14 protein-coding genes and 1 pseudogene are annotated in these 19,964 nt (G+C 61.3%); 4 read left to right on the top strand and 11 right to left on the bottom strand.

Annotated features, from left to right (window positions below; genetic code table 11):
* From BM317_RS24765 to BM317_RS24735, 7 genes are all read right to left on the bottom strand, one after another.
* A partial coding sequence (locus BM317_RS24765) for a M10 family metallopeptidase (RefSeq protein WP_305883216.1) occupies nt 1–1,758 on the bottom strand: 1,758 nt, incomplete at its 3' end.
* A gap of 251 nt (nt 1,759–2,009) precedes the next feature.
* Nucleotides 2,010–3,317 carry a TolC family protein gene (locus BM317_RS24760; protein ID WP_092164725.1) on the bottom strand — a complete coding sequence of 436 codons (1,308 nt, stop codon included), beginning with the start codon at nt 3,315–3,317 and terminating at the stop codon, nt 2,010–2,012.
* A 1-nt stretch (nt 3,318) separates the two neighbouring features.
* A complete protein-coding gene (locus BM317_RS24755) occupies nt 3,319–4,629 on the bottom strand; it encodes an HlyD family type I secretion periplasmic adaptor subunit (RefSeq protein ID WP_256574233.1) in 1,311 nt (436 codons plus the stop codon).
* 19 nt (nt 4,630–4,648) lie between these two features.
* Nucleotides 4,649–6,364, bottom strand: coding sequence for a type I secretion system permease/ATPase (locus BM317_RS24750; protein WP_092164727.1), 1,716 nt, complete (start codon nt 6,362–6,364; stop codon nt 4,649–4,651).
* A 231-nt stretch (nt 6,365–6,595) separates the two neighbouring features.
* A complete protein-coding gene (gene fabF / locus BM317_RS24745; RefSeq protein ID WP_092476603.1) occupies nt 6,596–7,888 on the bottom strand; it encodes a beta-ketoacyl-ACP synthase II in 1,293 nt (430 codons plus the stop codon).
* A gap of 54 nt (nt 7,889–7,942) precedes the next feature.
* Complete coding sequence (locus tag BM317_RS24740; RefSeq protein ID WP_092476601.1) at nt 7,943–11,023, bottom strand: efflux RND transporter permease subunit; 3,081 nt, start codon at nt 11,021–11,023, stop codon at nt 7,943–7,945.
* Entirely contained in the window at nt 11,020–12,129 is a 1,110-nt protein-coding gene (locus BM317_RS24735) for an efflux RND transporter periplasmic adaptor subunit (RefSeq protein WP_092164740.1), read from the bottom strand. The genes BM317_RS24740 and BM317_RS24735 overlap by 4 nt, the downstream gene beginning before the upstream one ends.
* 219 nt (nt 12,130–12,348) lie before the next feature.
* Between BM317_RS24735 and BM317_RS24730 the strand changes: the two genes are divergently transcribed.
* Together BM317_RS24730 and BM317_RS24725 are read left to right on the top strand one after the other, a co-directional pair.
* Nucleotides 12,349–13,812, top strand: a complete 1,464-nt coding sequence (locus BM317_RS24730; RefSeq protein WP_092476599.1) for an efflux transporter outer membrane subunit — start codon at nt 12,349–12,351, stop codon at nt 13,810–13,812.
* A 133-nt stretch (nt 13,813–13,945) separates the two neighbouring features.
* Complete coding sequence (locus tag BM317_RS24725; protein ID WP_092164744.1) at nt 13,946–14,731, top strand: SDR family NAD(P)-dependent oxidoreductase; 786 nt, start codon at nt 13,946–13,948, stop codon at nt 14,729–14,731.
* Between the two features lie 57 nt (nt 14,732–14,788).
* On the opposite strand, the pseudogene BM317_RS24720 reads toward BM317_RS24725, so the two are convergent.
* From BM317_RS24720 to BM317_RS24705, 4 genes and pseudogenes are all read right to left on the bottom strand, one after another.
* Nucleotides 14,789–15,598: pseudogene (locus tag BM317_RS24720) on the bottom strand (OmpP1/FadL family transporter); the annotation flags it as partial.
* The gene (locus BM317_RS24715) at nt 15,579–16,052 is read right to left on the bottom strand and encodes an acyl-CoA thioesterase domain-containing protein (RefSeq protein ID WP_256574232.1); all 474 of its coding nucleotides are present in this window, start codon (nt 16,050–16,052) and stop codon (nt 15,579–15,581) included. The gene BM317_RS24715 and the pseudogene BM317_RS24720, both read right to left, overlap by 20 nt.
* A gap of 201 nt (nt 16,053–16,253) precedes the next feature.
* Nucleotides 16,254–16,874 carry a TetR/AcrR family transcriptional regulator gene (locus BM317_RS24710; protein ID WP_092164746.1) on the bottom strand — a complete coding sequence of 207 codons (621 nt, stop codon included), beginning with the start codon at nt 16,872–16,874 and terminating at the stop codon, nt 16,254–16,256.
* Nucleotides 16,875–16,999: 125 nt separating this feature from the next.
* Entirely contained in the window at nt 17,000–17,425 is a 426-nt protein-coding gene (locus BM317_RS24705) for a VOC family protein (protein ID WP_092164748.1), read from the bottom strand.
* A gap of 366 nt (nt 17,426–17,791) precedes the next feature.
* Between BM317_RS24705 and BM317_RS24700 the strand changes: the two genes are divergently transcribed.
* Together BM317_RS24700 and mexE are read left to right on the top strand one after the other, a co-directional pair.
* Nucleotides 17,792–18,553 (top strand): substrate-binding periplasmic protein, encoded by a 762-nt coding sequence (locus tag BM317_RS24700; RefSeq protein ID WP_092164750.1) that lies wholly within the window; start codon nt 17,792–17,794, stop codon nt 18,551–18,553.
* Nucleotides 18,554–18,698: 145 nt separating this feature from the next.
* A complete protein-coding gene (gene mexE / locus BM317_RS24695) occupies nt 18,699–19,952 on the top strand; it encodes a multidrug efflux RND transporter periplasmic adaptor subunit MexE (protein WP_092164752.1) in 1,254 nt (417 codons plus the stop codon).
* Nucleotides 19,953–19,964: the final 12 nt, after the last annotated feature.

Below are 19,964 nucleotides of genomic sequence, written 5' to 3'. Positions count from 1 at the left end.
GCTCCAGTTGACCGACGAACGCACAGTGTCGGTTTCACCCACCAAGGTGCTGGTTTCGCTGATGACATCCTTGAGGTCGTCGACCGTGTAGATGTCATTGCCCGTACCGCCGCTCAAGGTATCGGCACCCGCGCCACCATCGAGGTTATCGTTGCCCGCCCCACCCTGGAGGTTGTTCGCCGAGGCATTGCCTATCAGGCTGTTGCTCAGCTCGTTGCCAATCACGGTGAACGCCCCGGTACCGCTCAGGATGACGCTTTCGACGTTGCGCAGATTACTGAGGTTCAGGTCGACGACGCTGCTCGACGCGCTCGCGGCATAAGTGAGGGTCAGGCTGTCGCGACCCTGATCGACATTCTCTTGGACCAGGGTCAGTTCAGCGAACTGATCGAGCGTATAGGCATCATTCCCCGCGCCACCGATCAGCGTGTCCCGCCCGGCGCCACCGTTCAGCACGTTGTTGCCGGCGTTGCCGGTCAGCACGTTGTTCAGGGCGTTGCCGGTACCACTGATCTGAGCTACACCGGTCAGGATGAGATTTTCCAGGTTGGCGCCCAGCGTCCAGTTCACCGAAGCGCGCACGGTATCGATTTCGCTGGCCAAGGTCGTGGCTTCGGTGACGACATCCTTGAGGTTGTCTACCACGTAGGTGTCATTGCCGGCACCGCCGATCAGGGTATCGATACCGCTGCCGCCGTCCAGGGTATTGGCACCGGCGTTGCCAGTGATGCGGTTGTTCAACGCGTTGCCCGTGCCATTGAGATTGGCGCTTGAGCTCAGCGTCAGGACCTCGATGTTGGCGCCCAGGGTGTAATCGACCGCAGAGATGACCGTGTCGGTTTCGCTGGCCAGGGTGCTGCTTTCCTGGATCACGTCACCGGTATTGTCGACAACGTAAGTGTCATTACCCGCCCCGCCGATCATCGTATCTTTGCCGGCACGACCGTTCAGAACGTTGGCCAGCGCATTACCGATCAGCGTGTCCGCGTTGGCCGAGCCAAATGCGTTTTCGATCTTGGCGCCATAGGCGATCGCCAGCCCTTCGTTGAAAGCGGCCTGAGTAGTGAGGTCCGTAAACGCTTGGCCGATTTTGCTGAACTGGCCTTCATTCAGGTTGATGCGGACTGCTTCCTGCTGATTGAAGGCATCAATTGAATCAGTACCGCCGGCGTCCCAGATAGTTTCGAAAATCGACTGTCCAGCAGCCCAGCTATACGAGTTGTTACCCGTTTGCCACTGAGTATTCGCACCGTAGAGACTCTGGATGGCAGCGATATCCAGCAACATGGGCGTGGTTGGCTGATAGGAATACGCGGCGTCGTAACTCATGACCGTATAACGGACATCATCGAACTGAGGAGCAAGCACCGTCGGGTTCGACAGCAACTGGGAAAACGGATGCTTGAGACCCAGCGCGTGACCGATCTCATGGACAAAGACCAGGTAGTCATAAGTGCCTTTGACAGGACTCGGGTCGTTCGTCACCGGTCCGATCCAGACATCACCGGCGCTCGGGGTTTCATCGGGAAAATAAGCCCAGGCAGCGGTGTCGTCGTCCATATTCTGGTAGCCGCCGAAACGCAGGTCTCCCACATTGGTAGCGGATTCTCCGACCTGTGTGAACCTGATATTGGCGACCGAGCTCCACATCCCGAGCGCACTGACGATACTGTTCTGCTGGGCTGATGTCAGGACGTAGCCGGCCTCATATTCATTCTCACTGCTGTAGTCGGCGGCGAAAAATGAACTGTTCGTCATGAAGCTGTACGTCAGGGACGTGGACCCTGACGAGCCCATCCAATAGGTGCCGACCAGCAAGCTATCAACTTGCGCATTGCCGGTCCGCATAGCGGACCAAGTAGAAGAATAACCAAGTGGGCTGGGCATGCGAAGCTTCCTGTAAGCAATCTGCGGCCTTCCAGAATGCGGCCGCTACAAAGGGGTTATTTTGCATTAGAAACACAAAAAGTGATATCACATAGCCACTTTTTATGCGTTGAATCCACCAACTATGGTGCAACCAACCAATCATTCGCCCGGCGAATGTCCCCATCCCCCAATCGACCGCTCCAGCGATGCAGCACCAGCAAACTGGTCACGAACTTGTATTGGGACTGATAGAAATCACGCCGTGCACGAAACTCTTCCTTGATGCTATCGAGCACATCGACGGCATTCTTGACCCCGTAGCCAAAGGCTTTTTCCGTGGCCATGCGTGACTTCTCGGCAGACTCCAGCGCACGCCGTGTTGCCTTGATCCGGCTGAGTTCGGCGCTCATGCCGAGATAAGCCGTGCGGGTTTCCTTGATGACCTGGCGACGCAAGGCCTCCAGTTCTTGCTGGGCGACTTCCTTGTCACTTTCGGAACTCGATACTCGTGCCCGGGTGGAGCCGCCGCTGTAGAGCGGCATCTGCAAATCCAGGGAGGCCACGAGGTTGTCCGAGCGAGGCGTCACGGCGCCTTCATAACCGATATCACTGCGCTGCGCCGTCAAGTTCAGGCCCAGCCGGGGAAGATGCCCTGCCTTGTTTTCAGCGATGGCCGCCTCAGCGGCGAGGACGCTGTGCTCCCGGGCGTGCAACGCCGGGTTGCTGTCGAGTGCCGTCTGCACCCAGTAGTCCTGCGCTTGCGCCGGCAGGCTGAAGGCTGGATTGTCGCCGATGCGCTTGAACCGCTCGCTGACATCGCGCCCCACCAGTTCGGAAATCGCTTCACGGCTGACCAGGACCTTGTTGCTGGCTTCGATCTCGTCTGCCTTGAGCGCATCCACCCGCGCCTCAAGATCCAGTGCGTCGGTCACCATCGCCATCTGTCGCGCGTACAAGGCCTTGACCCGCTTGAGGTTACGCTCCGTCGCCTGCAGTTCGCTGCGCACCAACGACAGCTCGTCTTCCGCGGCAAGCACGGCGAAATAGCGCTCGGACAGGTCGATGCTGGCCTGCACCTGGGTATCGGTCGACTCGTAGCCACTCTGCCGGGCCAACTCGATGTACTTCTGGTAACTGCGCCACACCTGTGGATCGTAGATCACCTGATTGAGCACCACGGCCATGCGCTTGCCGTTGTACTGGATACGGTTCAGGTCGTCGTCGCGCCGGCCGCGGTTGACGCTGCTGCTGGCGTTGAGCTGCGGCAACAATTGACCGAAGGCCGCCCGCTCCTTGCCCTCGCCGCTTCGGGTCAGGGCTTGTGCCCGCAGGACGCGCGGATCGGCCCCCTGCGCTTCCTGGTGCAATTGCCACAGGTCGACATAAGTGTCGTCAGCGAGGGCTCCCAGTGGCATGAGGACCAGGCACAGGATGATCAGGCGCTTCATCTCAGTCCTCGATCAACGAACGGGCGAACACATTGCTCGCAGGCTGCATCAAGTATTGCAACAGCGTCCGCGCCCCCGTATTGACCAGCACTTCGACCGGCATTCCCGGCACCAGGGTAAGGTTGCCCAGCGTCTGGCGCCCTTTGTCCGTCAGGGCTACGCGTGCCAGGTAATAAGCCGTGCCTGTGTCCTTGTTGATCAGACGGTCGGCGGAGATCTGCACCAGCCGCCCCTCGATGACGGGCGTGGTGCTGCTCTTGAATGCGCTGAAGCGAATGTCCGCCAACTTGCCCAACGCGATGCGGTCGATGTCCATCGGTGACACTTGCGCCTCGACGATCAATTCCTCGTTGGCCGGGACGATGTCCAGCAGCGCAGTGCCCGGGCTGACCACAGCACCGAGGGTGTGGACAGTCATGCCCATGACCATTCCGGACTCGGGCGCGAGGATATCGGTACGTTGATCGCGGTCCTGCAAGGTGGCCAGTCGCTCGCGCAACTCATACACCTTGGTCCGCGCATCGCCCAGCAGGCCGGCGACTTCGCTGGCGAAGGCCTTTTTCAATTGCAGGATCTTCAACTTCGCCTCGTCGACATGGACCCGCGCTTGCGCGATCTCGGACTGGCTTTCGGCTATTTCGGTTTGCAGGCGAGCGAGGCTGCGCTCCTGCTCGCGCAAACGCTGTTTGTCCACGTAGCCTTCGGCAAGCAGTGCCCGCAGATCGACTATTTCGTCTTGATAGGAGGCCGCCAGCATCTGCTTGCTGGCGATGATGGCCTTGAATCCGCGAATCTGTTCCTCGATTTGTCCGATGGTCTTCTCTTGCAAACCGATTTCACCCAGCAACGAGGTCCGTCGAGTCTGGAAAATTCGTGCCTCACTGTCCCGGGCCTCTTGCACTCGCGGGTCAGCGGGGTCCAGGGCCGGCACCGCCACTGGCTCGGGCAGCGCGTCACGTTCCGCCTCCAACCGGGCCTGCAACTGGAGCGCGGCGATCAACTGGCTGCGCGTTGTTTCCATTTCCGAACGCGCCTGGGTGTTGTCGAGCACCAGCAACACATCGCCGGTTTTCACCAGGTCCCCGTCGTGGACACGCAGTTCGCGCACGATGCCACCTTCCAGGTGCTGCACCGTCTTGCGGTAACTTTTGACCGTGACCACGCCCGGCGCGAGTGCCGAGCTGTCGAGGGGAGCCAATGCCGCCCAGCCACCGAACAGGCCAAAGGTGACCAGCAGCATGAGGTAGCCGACGCGGCGGATCGGCCTGTCATCGACGGGCAACGCGGAGGATGAGTGCTGACTGTTTTGCATGAAATGGCTCATCCGTTTCCTACGGTTGAATCGCGGCAGCCTGACGGGCCGCGGGTGTTACGTCTCGCAGGCGGGCCAGGACCTGATCCCGCGGCCCGAACAGACTCAGTTCGCCTTGATTAAGCACCAGCAGTTTGTCCACTTGCGCCAGCACACCGGATCGATGGGTAATGACAAACACCGTGGCCCTGCTCTGCCTGAGCTTCTGCAGCGCCTCGGCGAGCATCTTTTCTCCGGCATCGTCCAGGTTGGAGTTCGGTTCATCGAGCACTACCAGGCGCGGCTCACCGTACAAGGCGCGGGCCAGGCCGATACGTTGTCGCTGGCCGCCGGACAACCCACCGCCATTGGCTCCGATCAAGGTGTCGTAACCCTCGGGCAGTTGCAGAATCAACTCATGCACACCCGCCATGCGCGCGGCGGCGACCACGGCAGGTGCGTTCACCGGGCCGAAGCGGGAGATGTTCTGGCTGATCGTGCCTTCGAAGAGTTCGATGTCCTGGGGCAGATAACCGATGTACTGGCCCAACTCCTCGCGACGCCATTGGCTGATGTCCGCACCGTCCAGGCGCACGGTGCCGGCCAGGCTTGGCCAGACACCCAACAACGCCCTGGCCAGGGTCGACTTCCCGGCACCGCTGGGGCCAATGATGCCCACTACTTCGCCCGCGGCCACCTGGAAATTCACGCCGCGGAGAATCGGTTTGCGAGCGTCCGGCGATCCCGCCGAAAGACCCTCGACGCGAATCGCCCCTTCGGGTGCCGGCAACGGCATGCGTTCAGGCTCGGCGGCAATCTTGAGCAGCAATTCGTGCAGGCGGGCATATTGCGCGCGGGCGCCCAGGAAGCCTTTCCATACGCCGATCAACTGATCGATGGGCGCCAACGCACGCCCCAGCAAAATCGAGCCGGCAATCATCAGCCCGGACGAAATCTCGTGATTGATCGTCAAATAGGCACCCAGGCCCAGCACCAGCGACTGAACGATCTGCCGGAACGTCCTGGACACCGAGGTGATGGTCGCGGCACGGTCGCTGGCCAGGCTTTGCAGGGCGAGAATCTTATGGGTTCGCCCGCTCCAGTGCTCGCGCAAGCTGGCAAGCATGCCCATGGATTCCACTACTTCGGCATTGCGCAAGCTTTTGTTGGTGAACGCAGTGGCCGCCATCTGTTCACGGTTGGCAGCCTGCAGCGGCGAGTGGGTGAGTTTTTCGTTGGCAAAGGCCAGCGCGCCCAGCAACACGGCACTCACGATCCCCATCCAGCCGTACCAGGAATGAAACATGAACATGACAGCCAGGTAGATCGGGATCCACGGCGCGTCGAAAAATGCAAACAGGCCGTTGCCCGTCAGGAACTGGCGCAAACCGTTCAGGTCGCTCAAAGGCTGGGCCGTGGCATTCATGCCGCTGGTATTGAGCGCCTGCTTGAAGCTGGCGTCGAACAGACGCCGGCTCAGCAGCGTATCCAGTCGAGTACTGATCCGCACCATAATCCGCGAACGGACCCACTCCAAGCCACCCATCGTGATCATCAACAGCAACATGATCAACGTCAGCATCAACAACGTCGACAAGCTGGCGCTGCCTACCGCGCGGTCATACACCTGCAGCATGTAGAACGAGGGAACCAGCATCAGCAGGTTGACGAAAAAACTGAAAAAACCAACGGAAAGAAAACTACCTTTGCAGACGGCAAGGGCGCCTTCCAGTTCGGTCCTGACGTGGGCTGACATGGTTCATCACCTGAGGTCCGATTCTGGTCAAACCTGAAAAATCACAAGGGCACAGGCGCGCGAACGCCTGGAATATCTTTCGGCGAGACACCATTGGAGCGCCCGCACAATCGGATCTACCGCGCTGTATCGGCACGCCTGTGCGGTTCTTAAGGAAAAATTGAAATTGATGTGACAGGTGATACGCCACGCAGGATGGCGCTGCGTGGCGGGCGACACAAGATCAAATACTCAAGCCTCAGCCTCCCAGCGACGAAACAACACGCTGGCATTGACGCCACCGAACCCGAACCCATTGGAAAGCGCATGGGTAATCGGCATCTTCCTGGCTTTCAAGCCAACCAGATCAAGCCCAGCGGCGGCCTCGTCAGGATGAACCAGGTTCAGGGTCGGCGGCACGATCTGGTCACGCAGCGCCAATACCGTGAAAACGGCTTCAATGCCCCCAGCCGCGCCCAGCAGGTGGCCGGTAGCCGATTTAGTCGAGGTAATCGCCACCCCGGAGTCCGTGCCGAACACCGAACGAATCGCCGCCAGTTCCCCGCTGTCGCCGACCTGGGTAGACGTCGCGTGGGCATTGATATGCTGCACGTCGGCTGGGCTGACAGCGGCCTGGCGCAGCGCCTGTTCCATTGCGCGGCGGGCGCCGTTGCCGTCTTCCGGGCCGGCCGTCAGATGGTAGGCATCGGCGCTGGTGCCATAACCGACCAGCTCCGCCAGGGGTTTGGCCCCACGCGCCAAGGCGTGCTCCAGCGACTCGATCACCAACAACCCCGCGCCTTCGGCCATGACAAAGCCGTCGCGGTCACGGTCGAAGGGGCGCGAAGCTTCCTGCGGGCGGTCGGCAAAACCGGTAGAGAGCGCCCTGGCCGCCGCGAAACAGCCCAAGGTCACGCGATCGATCGCTGCCTCGGTACCGCCGCAAACGGCAATGTCCGCCTCGCCGCTCCGGATCAGCCGGGCCGCATCGCCGATGGCCTGGACGCCGGCCGCACAGGCGGTTACCGGTGCACCGAGGGGGCCTTTGAGGCTATGCCGGATGGACACGTGGCCGGCCGCCATGTTGGCGAGAAACGCCGGTGCCGAGAACGGTGACAGCCGACGCGGCCCTCGCGAGTCGGTGGTGCGTACGGCATCGGCAATGGCGCCAAACCCACCCACGCCCGATGCAATGATCGTCGCGGTCCGCTCCTGGTCGACGGTTTCAGTCGGATGCCAGCCCGCCTGCTCCAGGGCCTCATGGGCGGCCGCCAGCGCAAACTCGATGAAACGATCCATTTTCTTGCGATCCTTGGCCGCGATAAAGCGTTCCGGGTCATAACCGGCAACGGCATCCTCTTCCAGAGAGGGCACCTGGCCGCCGACCCCGACGCCGGTACCCTCGGTGAACGCCTCGGGCAGGCTACGGATGCCGGAACGCCCAGCCAGCAGCCGCTGCCAGACGTGCTCCACGCCACAACCCAGGGGGCCGACGACGCCGACACCCGTGACTACAATGCGTGTTTGACCTGTTGCAGTACTCATGGAAACCTCTTCAATTTCTGTAGATGCTCACTGGAGCGGTATGCGCTTAATCGCTTATGCCAGGGCTGCTGTTTCAGTTTGAACGGTATTGACCGGACGGATTTTGAACCAGATGGCATACATCGCCGGCAGGAACACCAGCGTTATGATGGTGCCGACGAAGGTGCCGCCAATCAGGGTGTAGGCCAGCGTTCCCCAGAAAACGGAATGGGTCAGCGGGATAAATGCCAGGATCGCCGCCACCGCCGTCAGCAGCACTGGACGAGCCCGCTGCACCGTGGCTTCGATGACCGCGCGGAACGGGTCCAGCCCCTCCTTCGCGTTCTGATGGATCTGCCCGATCAGAATCAGCGTGTTGCGCATCAGGATGCCCGACAGCGCGATCAGCCCCACCAGGGCGTTGATGCCAAATGGCTGATGGAAAATCAGCAACGTCGGCACCACGCCGATCAACCCCAACGGCGCAGTGAAGAACACCATGATCATGGCCGGGATCGAGCGCACCTGGACGATGATGATCAGCAACGTCAGGGCGATCATGATCGGCAGCAGCGGTACGATGGCCTGGCCGGCTTTGCCGGACTCCTCGATGGCCCCCGCCTGCTCGATCCGGTAGCCGCCGGGCAGCGTGTCGATGATCGGTTGCAGTTGCTTGATAATCGCACTCGACACATCCGGCGGTTGCAGGCCTTCGGCAATGTCGCCGCGCACGGTAATGGTCGGGGTCCGGTCACGGCGACGCAGGATCGGATCCTCCATGCGCACGTCCACTTCGCCAACCTGGGACAACGGAATACGCTGCCCTGCCGCGCCCACCAGGGTAAAGCCCTCGATCCGCGCCGGGTCGAGGCGGATGTCCCCGGCGGCGCGTCCCACCACCTGCACCGAACGAATGTCCTCGCGAACCGCCGTGATCGGCACCCCGGCCAGCAGGAATTGCAATTGCTCGGCGACGGCACTGGACGTCAGCCCAACCGCCTGCAAGCGATCCTGGTCCAGATTGAAATGCAGCGTCGGCGTCAGTGGGCCCCAATCGGTATTGACGGTCCTCATCATCGGGTTGGCTTGCATGACCTCTTGGACGCGGCTTGCGATCTCCCGCAGTTTCGACGGGTCAGGTCCCATCACCCGGTAGGCCACGGGAAAGGGTGAGTACGGACCAAAGACAATTTGCGTCGCCCTGACCCGGGCCTCCGGGGCCAGCCCTTCAGCGACCGCTTCGCGCAGGCGGAACTTGAGGGTTTCCCGCGCTTCCTGGTCGTCTGTCAGCACCACGATCTTGGCGAACGATGGGTCAGGCAGTTCCGGCGCGATCGCCAGGAAAAAGCGCGGTGCGCCCTGCCCTATATAAGCCGTGACGATTTTGGCTTGCTCCTGTTTCTGCAGCCACGCCTCAACCTTGGCGGTGGCGGCGCTGGTCTGCTCGATGGAGGTGCCATAGGGCATTTGTACTTCGATCATGACCTCGGGACGGTCCGACGTCGGGAAGAACTGCTTCTTGACCTGGCCCATGCCCAGGATGGCGACCACAAACAGTGTGATGACGGTGCCGGCCACCAGCCATTTGCGGGCGATCACCCGCGTCAGGATTCGCCGGAAGCGGTTGTAGCGTGGGGTGTCGTAGATGGCCGCCTGTCCGCCTTCGACCTTCTTGATGTCCGGCAACATCTTCACCCCCAGGTAGGGGGTGAACGCTACTGCGACCACCCAGGAGGCAATCAGGGCAATGCCGACGATCCAGAACATGTTGCTGGTGTATTCGCCAGCAGTGGACTGGGCGAAGCCGTTGGGCATGAAGCCGATCGCCGTCACCAGCGTACCGGAGAGCATCGGTGCGGCCGTATGGCTCCAGGCGTACGCAGAGGCCTTGATCCGGTCGTAGCCCTCCTCCATCTTCACCACCATCATTTCGATCGCGATGATGGCGTCATCCACCAGCAGCCCGAGGGCCAGAATCAGCGAACCCAGCGTGATCCGGTCGAAGTTCTTGCCGGTGGCCGCCATCACCACAAACACCATGGCCAGGGTCAAGGGTACTGCCGCCGCGACCACGATCCCGACGTGCCAGCCCATACTGATGAAGCAGACCACCATCACCACCAGCAAGGCCACGAAGAACTTGATCATGAATTCGTCGACCGCCGAGTTGATGTTCACCGCCTGATCGGTCACCTTGGTCAGCGTCATGCCCAGCGGCATGTCTTCATTGATCCTGCTCGTCTCGGCATCGAGCGCCTTGCCCAGATCGAGGCCGTTCCACCCCTCGCGCATGATCACGCCCAGCAACAACGCTTCTTCGCCGTTGTTGCGCACCAGGAAGGTGGCCGGATCTTCATAGCCACGCTCAACCGTCGCCACGTCCGAGAGTTTCAACGTGCGCCCCTGGATGGCCAGCGGCGTATCGCGGATTTTCTCCAAGGTATCGAAGGCGCCCTCCACCCGCAGGAAAACCTGCGGCCCCTTGGTTTCGATGGAGCCGGCAGGCGTCAGTACGTTCTGGCTGTTCAGTGCGGCGAAGATGTCCTGGGGAGAAACACCCAAGGTCGCCAGCCGGTCATGGGAGAAGGAAACGAAAATGCGCTCGGCCTGTTCGCCGATGATGTTGACCTTCTTGACACCCGCCACATGCAACAGGCGCTGGCGCAGAACCTCGGCATCACGCACCAGCAGGCGCTGCGGCTCACCCTTGGCCTTGAGGGCAAACAGCGCAAACGTCACGTCCGAGTACTCGTCGTTGACCAGTGGCCCGATCACCCCCGCCGGCAACTTGGTGGCTTCGTCGTCGAGCTTCTTGCGCGCCTGGTAGAACTCTTCCTGCACCTGCGAGGGTGGCGTGCGGTCCAGCAGCGAGACCATGGTGAAAGCCAGGCCGGGTCGGGTGTAGGTTTCCGAACGGTCATACCATTTCAGTTCCTGCAGGCGTTTTTCCAGGGGCTCGGTGACCTGGTCTTGCATCTCCTGCGCCGTCGCCCCCGGCCATGCCGTGATGACGGTCAGTTGCTTGACCGTGAATGGCGGATCCTCCGCGCGGCCAAGCTTGAAGAACGCCAGGGTCCCGGCGACGGCGATCAGGAAAATCAGAAATACCGTGATAGCGCGCTCGCGCACGGCGAGCGCCGAAAGATTGAAGCTCATTGGCGAGTCCCCGCGACGTTCACATCGCCCTGTGCAAGCAGCCGGACGGGCTCGCCTTCACGCAGCAGATGTGCACCCAGGGCGACAATCCGCTCACCAACGTTGAGACGGCCTGCAACGCGCGCCGCGTCGTCGCTCAAGCCCAAGACCTGGACGGGACGCCAAGTCACTTTTGCCGGCTCGCCGTCGATGACCCACACGCCAGTGCCATTGCCGGGGTCGTACAGCGCCGCAATCGGCACTTGCAGCACCGGCCCCTGGGCCACGCCCTCGGCGATACGCAGTGTGACGGTCGAGCCCAGCGGTGCATTCGCCAGGGCGCCCTCCAGGACATAGCGCGCTTCAAAGGTACGGGTCACCCGGTCAGCCGAATCGGAAAGCAGCCTGAGCCTGGCAGCGACCGCCCCGCTGGTGTTGCCATACAGCGTCGCCTGGGCACTGGACCCGACGACTGGCCGCAGGGTCTCGGGCAGTTGCACGACGGCTTCGCGCTGCCCGGCTCGGGCCAGTCGGACCACCGGTTGACCCGGACTGACGACCTGCCCCGGCTCGGCGAGCGTTTCCATCACCACGCCATCGGCGTCGGCGAGAAGCACCGCATAGCCGGACGCATTGCGGGCCACGTCGGCTTGCGCCTCGGCGGCGCTGAGCTGCGCCTTCGCGGTATCGGCGGCGGCTTTGATCTGGTCATAACCCGACGCCGAAATCGCCCCGGCGGCCACCAGCTCGCGATATCGAGCTTCATCGTCAGCGGTCTGCTTGGCCCGGGCGCGTGCGGCCGTGACAGCTTCCTGCTGGGCTCGCGCCTGCAAGCCCAGATCGATGGGGTCCAGACGCATCAGCGGCTGGCCCTTCTTGACGGTCTGACCGGCATCCACCAACCGCTCCAGGACCTTGCCCGACACACGAAAGCCCAGGTCGCTCTGGACGCGGGCCGCCACGACGCCGGTGAAGGAACGCGCGCCGGCGGAGGAACCCTGTACTTGCGCAACCCTCACCAGAGGAGCAAGCGTGCGTGGATCGGTGGCGGTGTATGAGTCGTCACACGCCGTGAGGACAAGAGGCAACAAGCAAGCGGCAAGGGTGACAGGTCGAAGCCGGAGCATAGGTTCCCTTTACTGAACGGAGGATTGGGAACTCATTCTTGCGCTCGTGACCAATACTGTCAATGGTCACATATCGGCGCGAATTTCCTAAGTATCAATTTTTTAATGGACACACAGTAAACACTGCCACTTATATCCAAAAGGCTACCTCCACCACCAATTGACAGAGTGTGACCACCATATAATATGGTCACCACTATCGACCCCAAGGAAACTTCAATGCCACCCCTGCGACCCCTTGCTTTTTTAGTAAGCGCCAGCTTGATGACCGGCTGCGCGGTCGGTCCGGACTATCAGCGCCCCGATGCCGCGCTTTCGGATCGTTTCCTGGGCCAGTCATCTGTCGAACAAAGGACCGGCACCGCGCGGACCAATCTCACAGTCTGGTGGGAGGGGTTTGGCGACCCGGTGCTGACCGATTTCATCACCAAGGCGCTGGAGCAGAACCTCGACCTTGCCCAGGCCTCAGCGCGCGTTGCCCAGGCGCGGGCAGGTCTCGGTGCCGCCAACGCCGCCTTGCTGCCGTCGGGAAACATCAGCGGCCAGGCCGCACGGGCCTATCAATCCGTCGAGACGCCGCTGGGCCAGGTGCTCGATTCAAACCCCGGCTATGATCGATATGGAAATACCTACTCGATGGACCTGGGCGCGAGCTGGGAGCTGGATGTCTTTGGTGGCCTGCGACGCGGACGCGAAGCTGCATTGGCCGAGTACCAGGCCTCCGAGGCCGGAGCCGCGGCGACAAGGCTGGCAGTCGCCGCGCAGACCGCTGACATCTACATCACCCTGCGCGGCTTGCAAGCGCGGCTGGATATTGCGAACCACCAGGTCAAGACCCAGCAGGACCTGCTGGAAAAAGTCCAGTTGCTTTACAGCAAAGGGCTCGCAGCCAGCTATCAGGTCCGCCAGACCGAGGGCGCGCTTGCCCAGGTCCAGGCAACGGTACCGTTCCTGCAAACCGGGCTGGATGCCGCCATGAATGCACTGGATGTCATGCTCGGCACGCCGCCAGGCACCCACCGCCCGCAACTGACCGAGACGGCTAGCATTCCCCTGCCCCCACAAATCAGCGAGATGGGTACGCCGGCCGATCTGCTGCGCCGACGGCCGGACCTCATTGTCGCCGAGCGCCGTCTCGCCGCCTCCAATGCCCGCATCGGTGAAGCCGTCGCTGAGTACTATCCGAAATTTTCCCTCAGCGCGTTGCTCGGCAGCGCCACTACGGTCTCTGCCGGGCACCTTTTCTCCGGCGGCGCCAGTCAGGCGTCGGGGGCGCTGGGACTGCGCTGGAGGCTGTTCGATTTTGGCCGGATCAACGCCCAGATCGACCAGGCCAAGGGACAGGAAGCCGAGGCCCTGGCCGCTTACCGCCAGTCCGCCTTGCGCGCCACCGAGGATGTCGAGAATGCCTTCTCCGCCTTGGTCAACCGAGAAGCCCAGGCCACCACGCTCAGCGCGGGCGAAGCGTCATTGAGCGAGGCGCGTCGATCATCCTTTATCGCCTATCAGAAAGGCACGGCCAGCCTGATCGATGTCCTCAACGCCGACGAGACGCTGCTCCAGGCATCCGATGCCCGGGCACAAGCACGGACGGAATCGGCACGGGCAGCGGTCGCGGCATTCAGGGCCCTCGGTGGCGGCTGGCAAGCGCCGCAACCACCACCGCCGGTAGCGAGCCGATGATCTGACCTGAATCAGGCCTTCATCGCGAGCAAGCTCGCTCCCACAGGGTTAGCGCTCATTCCCTGTGGGAGCGAGCTTGCTCGCGATCAGGCAAACACAGCTTTTTCAATCTTTACCACCGGAGTCCAGCCACATGAAAACCAACGAGAATTCCTGGGTGCTCATCACGGGCGCTTCAAGCGGCTTTGGCGAGGAGTTCGCCCGGCAATACGCAGCGCAGGGAAAATCCCTTGTTCTGGTAGCCCGCAGGCTGGAGAAACTAGAAGCGCTGTCAAAAGAACTGCGTGAGCGTTTTGGCATCGAGGTGATCAACGAACTAGTCGACCTGTCTTCGATTCCGGCAGTCATCGCGCTGCACAAGCGGCTGGTTCAACAAGGTATTGCGGTTGATGTGCTCATCAACAACGCCGGCCATGGATTGCAGGGCCCGTTCCTGGACCACGCCATTGACCAATCCCTGGCAATGATCGATCTGGATATCGCCAGCCTGACCACCATGACTCGCCTCTTTGCCCAGGACATGCGCATCCGCCGCCGCGGCCACATTTTGCAGGTCGCCAGCTTGCTTTCCTATCAAGGCGTGAAAAATTTCGCGGTCTATTCAGCGGCCAAGGCCTACGTGCTGCGCTTCTCCGAAGCACTGCATCAGGAGCTCAAGGGCGACGGTGTCGTCGTGACCGCACTGTGCCCAGGCATGTCGGATACCGGGTTTGCGCAGAGTGCCAACCAGACCCTCACGCCAGCGCTGAAAATGGTGATGATGCAACCCGAGCCAGTGGTTCGCGCAGGCATCCGTGCCCTGCAAGCCGGGCGCATGAGTGTGGTACCCGGCTTCGGCAACAAGGCGCTCACGGTGTTGACCTGGGCCACGCCACGCCGATTTCACCAGCGTCTCATGGCGAATGTCATGGGGGCATGAATGCGCTGCTGCGAAGGACCTGGAGCTGCAAGAGTTCCCGGCACACGCCCTATTGCGTTAGAAGCGATAACTGACTGAAGTACCAAAACCGCTGGCACTGTTCCGGTATTTGGAACTGTATGCGCCACGGGTCGATGAGGTTTCGTTGATGCGCACGCTCTCTTCCTGCAAGTAGGAGTAAGCCACGTCGATCGTCACCTCTTCCAGCGGCGTCCAGCCGGCACCGAAGCTGAGCACCGTTCGGTCACCGGTTGGTATCCGAGGCCCACGGTTGGTGTCATTGGCGGGCGACTGGTCGACCGACAAGCCCGCGCGCAGGAGCCATTGATCGTTGAGCCTATACGCGGCACCGATGGCATGGGCCCAGGTGTCATGCCAGTTCTGTTCTTCACTGACGGTGCCCAGCGCACCGCTCAGCAGCGCAGGCAGGCCGGAGTTCTCGATGGTCAACTCCTTGAAGCGGCTCCAGCGCGTCCAGGTACTTCCCAGGTACATTGTCCAGTCGACATTGAGCTGATGAGTGACCGAGATGTCCACGGACTCTGGAGTATCCACGTCCAACGACGCGTCGTAGCTGCGGCCACTTACCCCCAACAGACTGAAAATGCCGCCGGTGAGCTTGGACTTGGCATCCAGGTGATAACTGACCTTGGAGTGGTAAGTGAGCCCCAGGCGAGTCCGGTCCGTCGCCTGCACCAGGATGCCGGCGTTGAAGCCGAGCGCCGTATCGTCGCCGTTGCTTTTCAACTTCCCATCGTTGCTGCCGGGACTGAGGGGATTGGGCACCATCCCGGAGATCTCACCGCTGATCCGGCTGATGGTCGGACCAAACCCGATCGACACCTTGTCATTGAAGGCATAGCTGACGTGACCCACCTGCGGGACGCATTTCGAAGTTGAAGGCGCAGGCAGGCGCAATGGTGCTGTCCAGCGCCAGCGTGGTGTACCGCGACGCCTCCTCCAGCAACGGGCATCCCCACGCTTCATGGGTAATCCTGCTGGCTCGTGGTTGAGCGAACAGCAAGGTCGTGCGCAACGCCAGCTCATCGCCCGACTTGCAGTCGACAGACACCGAAGTCACGGATCGCCCTTCGCGCAACACGCTTGTATCGAATGTCTGGGCTTGCGTGACCGGACCTATGAATGACACCTGCGCAGACTTGAACGGAGGAAAGCCCTGTGGGCGCTCGCGCAGAACCGCCTCCAACGACAACGCCGCCGAAATGCCACCGAAGATCGTGCGACCCTGCTGCCAATTGGCTGGAGCAACGAACGGCACGCTCGGATCAAACTGCGCCAGCACCTGAGCAAAGCTGGTCATTTAGACGTCCTCCGACGGCCTGAACGTGAACCCGCAGAAGCCTCGCAAGAGGGATCACTTGGAAGTCGATGCCATACTTATTCATGTGACCATTTGTTCCAATAGTCACTCAACAGACAAAAAGAGACCACTCGGTCAGGTACAACCCGAATGCAAGGAAGTCGTTTTTGAAGCGGGACGGCTGCTCGTCGCAGCCGTCCCTCAGGGCATCAGGCTACGCAGGATGAGGTTGGCGGTGAGCGTCGGCGCCACCTCGACATGATCGAGGCTGTACTGCAGCAATAGAGGATTGACGAAAGGCCGGAGGGTCAGGTGTATCGCCTCAACGGTTTCATCCAAGGGCGTCTTGCGTTCGAACTCACCGCTTTCGCGCCCTTCCCGTACGACCTGCACCACGAACTGCTTGATCCGTGCGTCATACACCTGGGAGCTGGGCCAGCGTTCCGACGCGGAGAATGCGGCAATGTCGTAGAGCTTGCGATCATTGAAGAACAGGTCGATCCCCGTGGTGATCAGGGTCTTGACCAGGCGGCGAAAGCGCTCGGTCGAAGAAAGCCCTTCCTCGCTGATGGCCTCCTCCACGGCCGCAACGATCTTCGCAAGACAGCCGGAGCAAATGGCTTCACCAATCGCCTGCTTGGAATCGAAGAACTTGTAGATGTACGCCTTGGAAAAGCCGATGGCCTTGGCCAGATCGGACACGGTGGTCTTGGCGTAGCCATATTGGCTGAAATGCTCGTTGGCCGCCGCGACAATCTGGTCGCGAATGTCATGATCGGCTGGGCCGCGAGTGCTGGGCGAAGGTAATGTTGGCTGATTCATGGGAGCAGCTTACGCATCCCCGCAGGGGATGACAACTTGTGACCACCTATGAATATCGTCACAAAACAGCCGTCCGTCAGTTACACATCTTGCCCCCTCGCTACAAGGGCTTCGATTTGTCCGTGTCATTTGGCAAAAAGCTGGCTCATATCCTTGAACGCCTTGAATTCAAGGGCATTGCCACAAGGATCGAACAGGAACATCGTGGCCTGCTCACCAACCTGCCCTTTGAAGCGGACGTAGGGTTCGATCACAAACTCCGCGCCGAAAGATCTCAGTCGTTCAGCCAGTGCCTCCCACGCCTCCCAAGCCAAAACAACACCAAAGTGCGGGACCGGCACATCGTGCCCGTCCACCGGATTGCTCTGGGCGTTTTCCTGGTAAGCGGTCTTGGGTTGCTGATGAATCACCAGTTGGTGCCCGTAGAAATTGAAATCGACCCACTGGCTGCTGGAACGGCCTTCTTCCAGGCCAAACACTTCACCGTAGAAAGTACGGGCGGCGGCAAGATCGTAGACCGGAATCGCCAGGTGGAACGGAGAAAGGCTCATCGAGAATCCTCTTGACGTGTGAGGTTGGGCCATCGTAGCGCCGCGCTTGCAGCAAGAAAACCCTACAGACCGTGTCCAAGCGACGCTGGGAGAGGACGGTTTTTTCGCGGCAGGACCTTGCAGCGCAGGTCCGCCGTGCAGGTACACATCCAAATTGACGGCTTGCGCCGAGCAAATGATCTATACCTTCAGAAGCACAGTCGGGCCAAGGCGGCACTGACGTGATGGGATGGAGCGGTTGTGGCGAATCCCGCTGGATCGCTGCATCATGCGCTGCCTTATATAAGAAGCTGGCCTGTAGACGTTGTTCCCGGCGCCCCGTACGCCGGGATTGGCGCACCCCTTTCAATGCCTGAAGTATCGTCCATGAGCCAGACCACACGCGTTTTGAACGCATCAACCAAAGCGCTTTACCGGCTTTGTCTGTTACTGCTGCTGGCTAGCCATGAGGCAAGCGCTGAGCCTCCGGTCATTGAACTGCACATTCCCGACGCACCGCCGCTGACCTTCGTCAACGATCCCAGGGGCCACGGCATCGTCGGCGATGTCGCCGTGGCGGCGATGACCAGGGCCGGGTACACCGTAAAGATCCATGTGCTTCCCTGGGCCCGGGCACAAAAGCATGTCAGTGAAGAACATGACCACTTGATCACCCCCCTGTCGCGCATCCCCACTCGTGAGGATCGCTTTACCTGGATCGCCTCGATCATGCCCATGGAGCGCGCCTTTTTCAGCCTCGAGCGGCGGGTGAGCAGCTTCGCCCAAGCGAAAGAAACCTACCGCAAGATCGGTGTCGGCCTGGGCAGTGCACAGGAAGATATCCTGCACAGCGAAGGGTTCAGCGATGAGCAGATCTATCCGTTGGCCATCGGCGACAATCCCGCCCAGATGCTGCTGATGGGACGTATCGATGCCTGGTTCAACGGCGTGCCGGAGAGTCGTTACATCTGGCCGAAGGTGTCCAAGCGCAAACTGCTCATGAGTTCGGTTGGCAGCAACGCCGACCTTTACCTGGCCTGCTCCAAGCAATGCTCGCCGGAAATGGTCGAGCATTTGCGCGACGCGGTCGAAGCGCTTCGCGCGGATGGGACCGTCAAGCGTGTCCATGACCTTTATTTGCCGCAATAGGCTGTGGCGAGGGAAGCCGGACTAGAGCCCTCATCGATGGCTTATATCATTCTGAATGATAGTTACCTTTGCTTCATTCGATTCGTTCCTGTGCCTGGCGCCACGCATCATCCGCCCATTCTCAATACATTGGCGGATGCTATCCATGGAACATTCACTTTCAAAACTGCGTTTTCCCCTCGCGCTGCTGGCGGTGCTGGTGATGAGCGCCTGCGGCAAGACTCCCGACACGGCAGCGTCCATGCCGCCGGCCAAAGTCAGTGTGGCCAAGGTGTTGGAGCAGCCCGTCAACGAATGGGATGAGTTCACCGGCCGCCTCGAGGCGCCAGAAACCGTCGAGATCCGCCCGCGGGTTTCCGGGCAGATCGACGAAGTGGCCTTCACCGAAGGCGCACTGGTCAAGAAAGGCGACCTGCTGTTCCAGATCGACCCACGCCCCTTCCAGGCTGAAGTGCGTCGTCTCGAAGCCCAACTGGCCCAAGCCCGCGCCACCGCTACCCGCAGCGAGAACGAAGCCCAGCGTGGCGAGCGCCTGCGCTTGAGCAACGCCATTTCCGCCGAGCTGGCGGATTCGCGCACCACCACCGCCCAGGAAGCCCGTGCCGCCGTCGCGGCTATCCAGGCGCAATTGGACCTGGCCAAGCTGAATCTGAGCTTCACCCGCGTCACCTCGCCCATCAGCGGTCGCGTCAGTCGGGCGGACATCACCGCCGGCAACCTGGTGACCGCCGACGTCACACGGCTGACCAGCGTGGTATCCACCGACAAGGTCTACGCCTACTTCGACGCCGACGAGCGCGTCTTCCTCAAGTACACCCAACTCGCCCGCCAGGGCCAGCGCGGCCAGGCCACGCCGGTCTACATGGGCCTGTCCAACGAGGACGGCAACCCGCACCTGGGCCAGATGAACTTCGTCGACAACCAGGTCAACCCGCAGACCGGCACCATCCGTGGTCGCGCCGTGTTCGACAACAAGGACGGCGCCTACACCCCAGGCCTGTACGCCCGCCTGAAGCTGGTAGGCAGCGGCACTTACGCCGCCGTGCTGATCAACGACGAAGCCGTGGGCACCGACCTGGGCAAGAAATTCGTGCTGGTGATGGACGCCGACAACAAGCCGGCCTACCGCGCCGTCGAGCTGGGGCCGAAGATCGAAGGCCTGCGCATCGTGCGCAGCGGCCTGAGCAAGGACGACACCATCATCGTCAAGGGGCTGCAACGGGCTCGTCCGGGTGCACCGGTCACGCCTGAAACCGTGCCGATGGCCAGCGACGAAACCATTGCCGCCCTGGCACAACAACGTAAAGCGCTCGAAGCCAGCAACCTGCCCCAAGTCGCGCCATCCAAGGCAGCGTCAGGCTCGGCAGGCAAACTGGCCGCTGCGACCCCACGCGGTTAAGGGACTGAATCC

This window comes from Pseudomonas sp. NFACC24-1, from assembly GCF_900115235.1.
Lineage (GTDB): Bacteria > Pseudomonadota > Gammaproteobacteria > Pseudomonadales > Pseudomonadaceae > Aquipseudomonas > Aquipseudomonas fluorescens_AA.
This window is presented reverse-complemented; position numbering and strand designations above follow the sequence as displayed.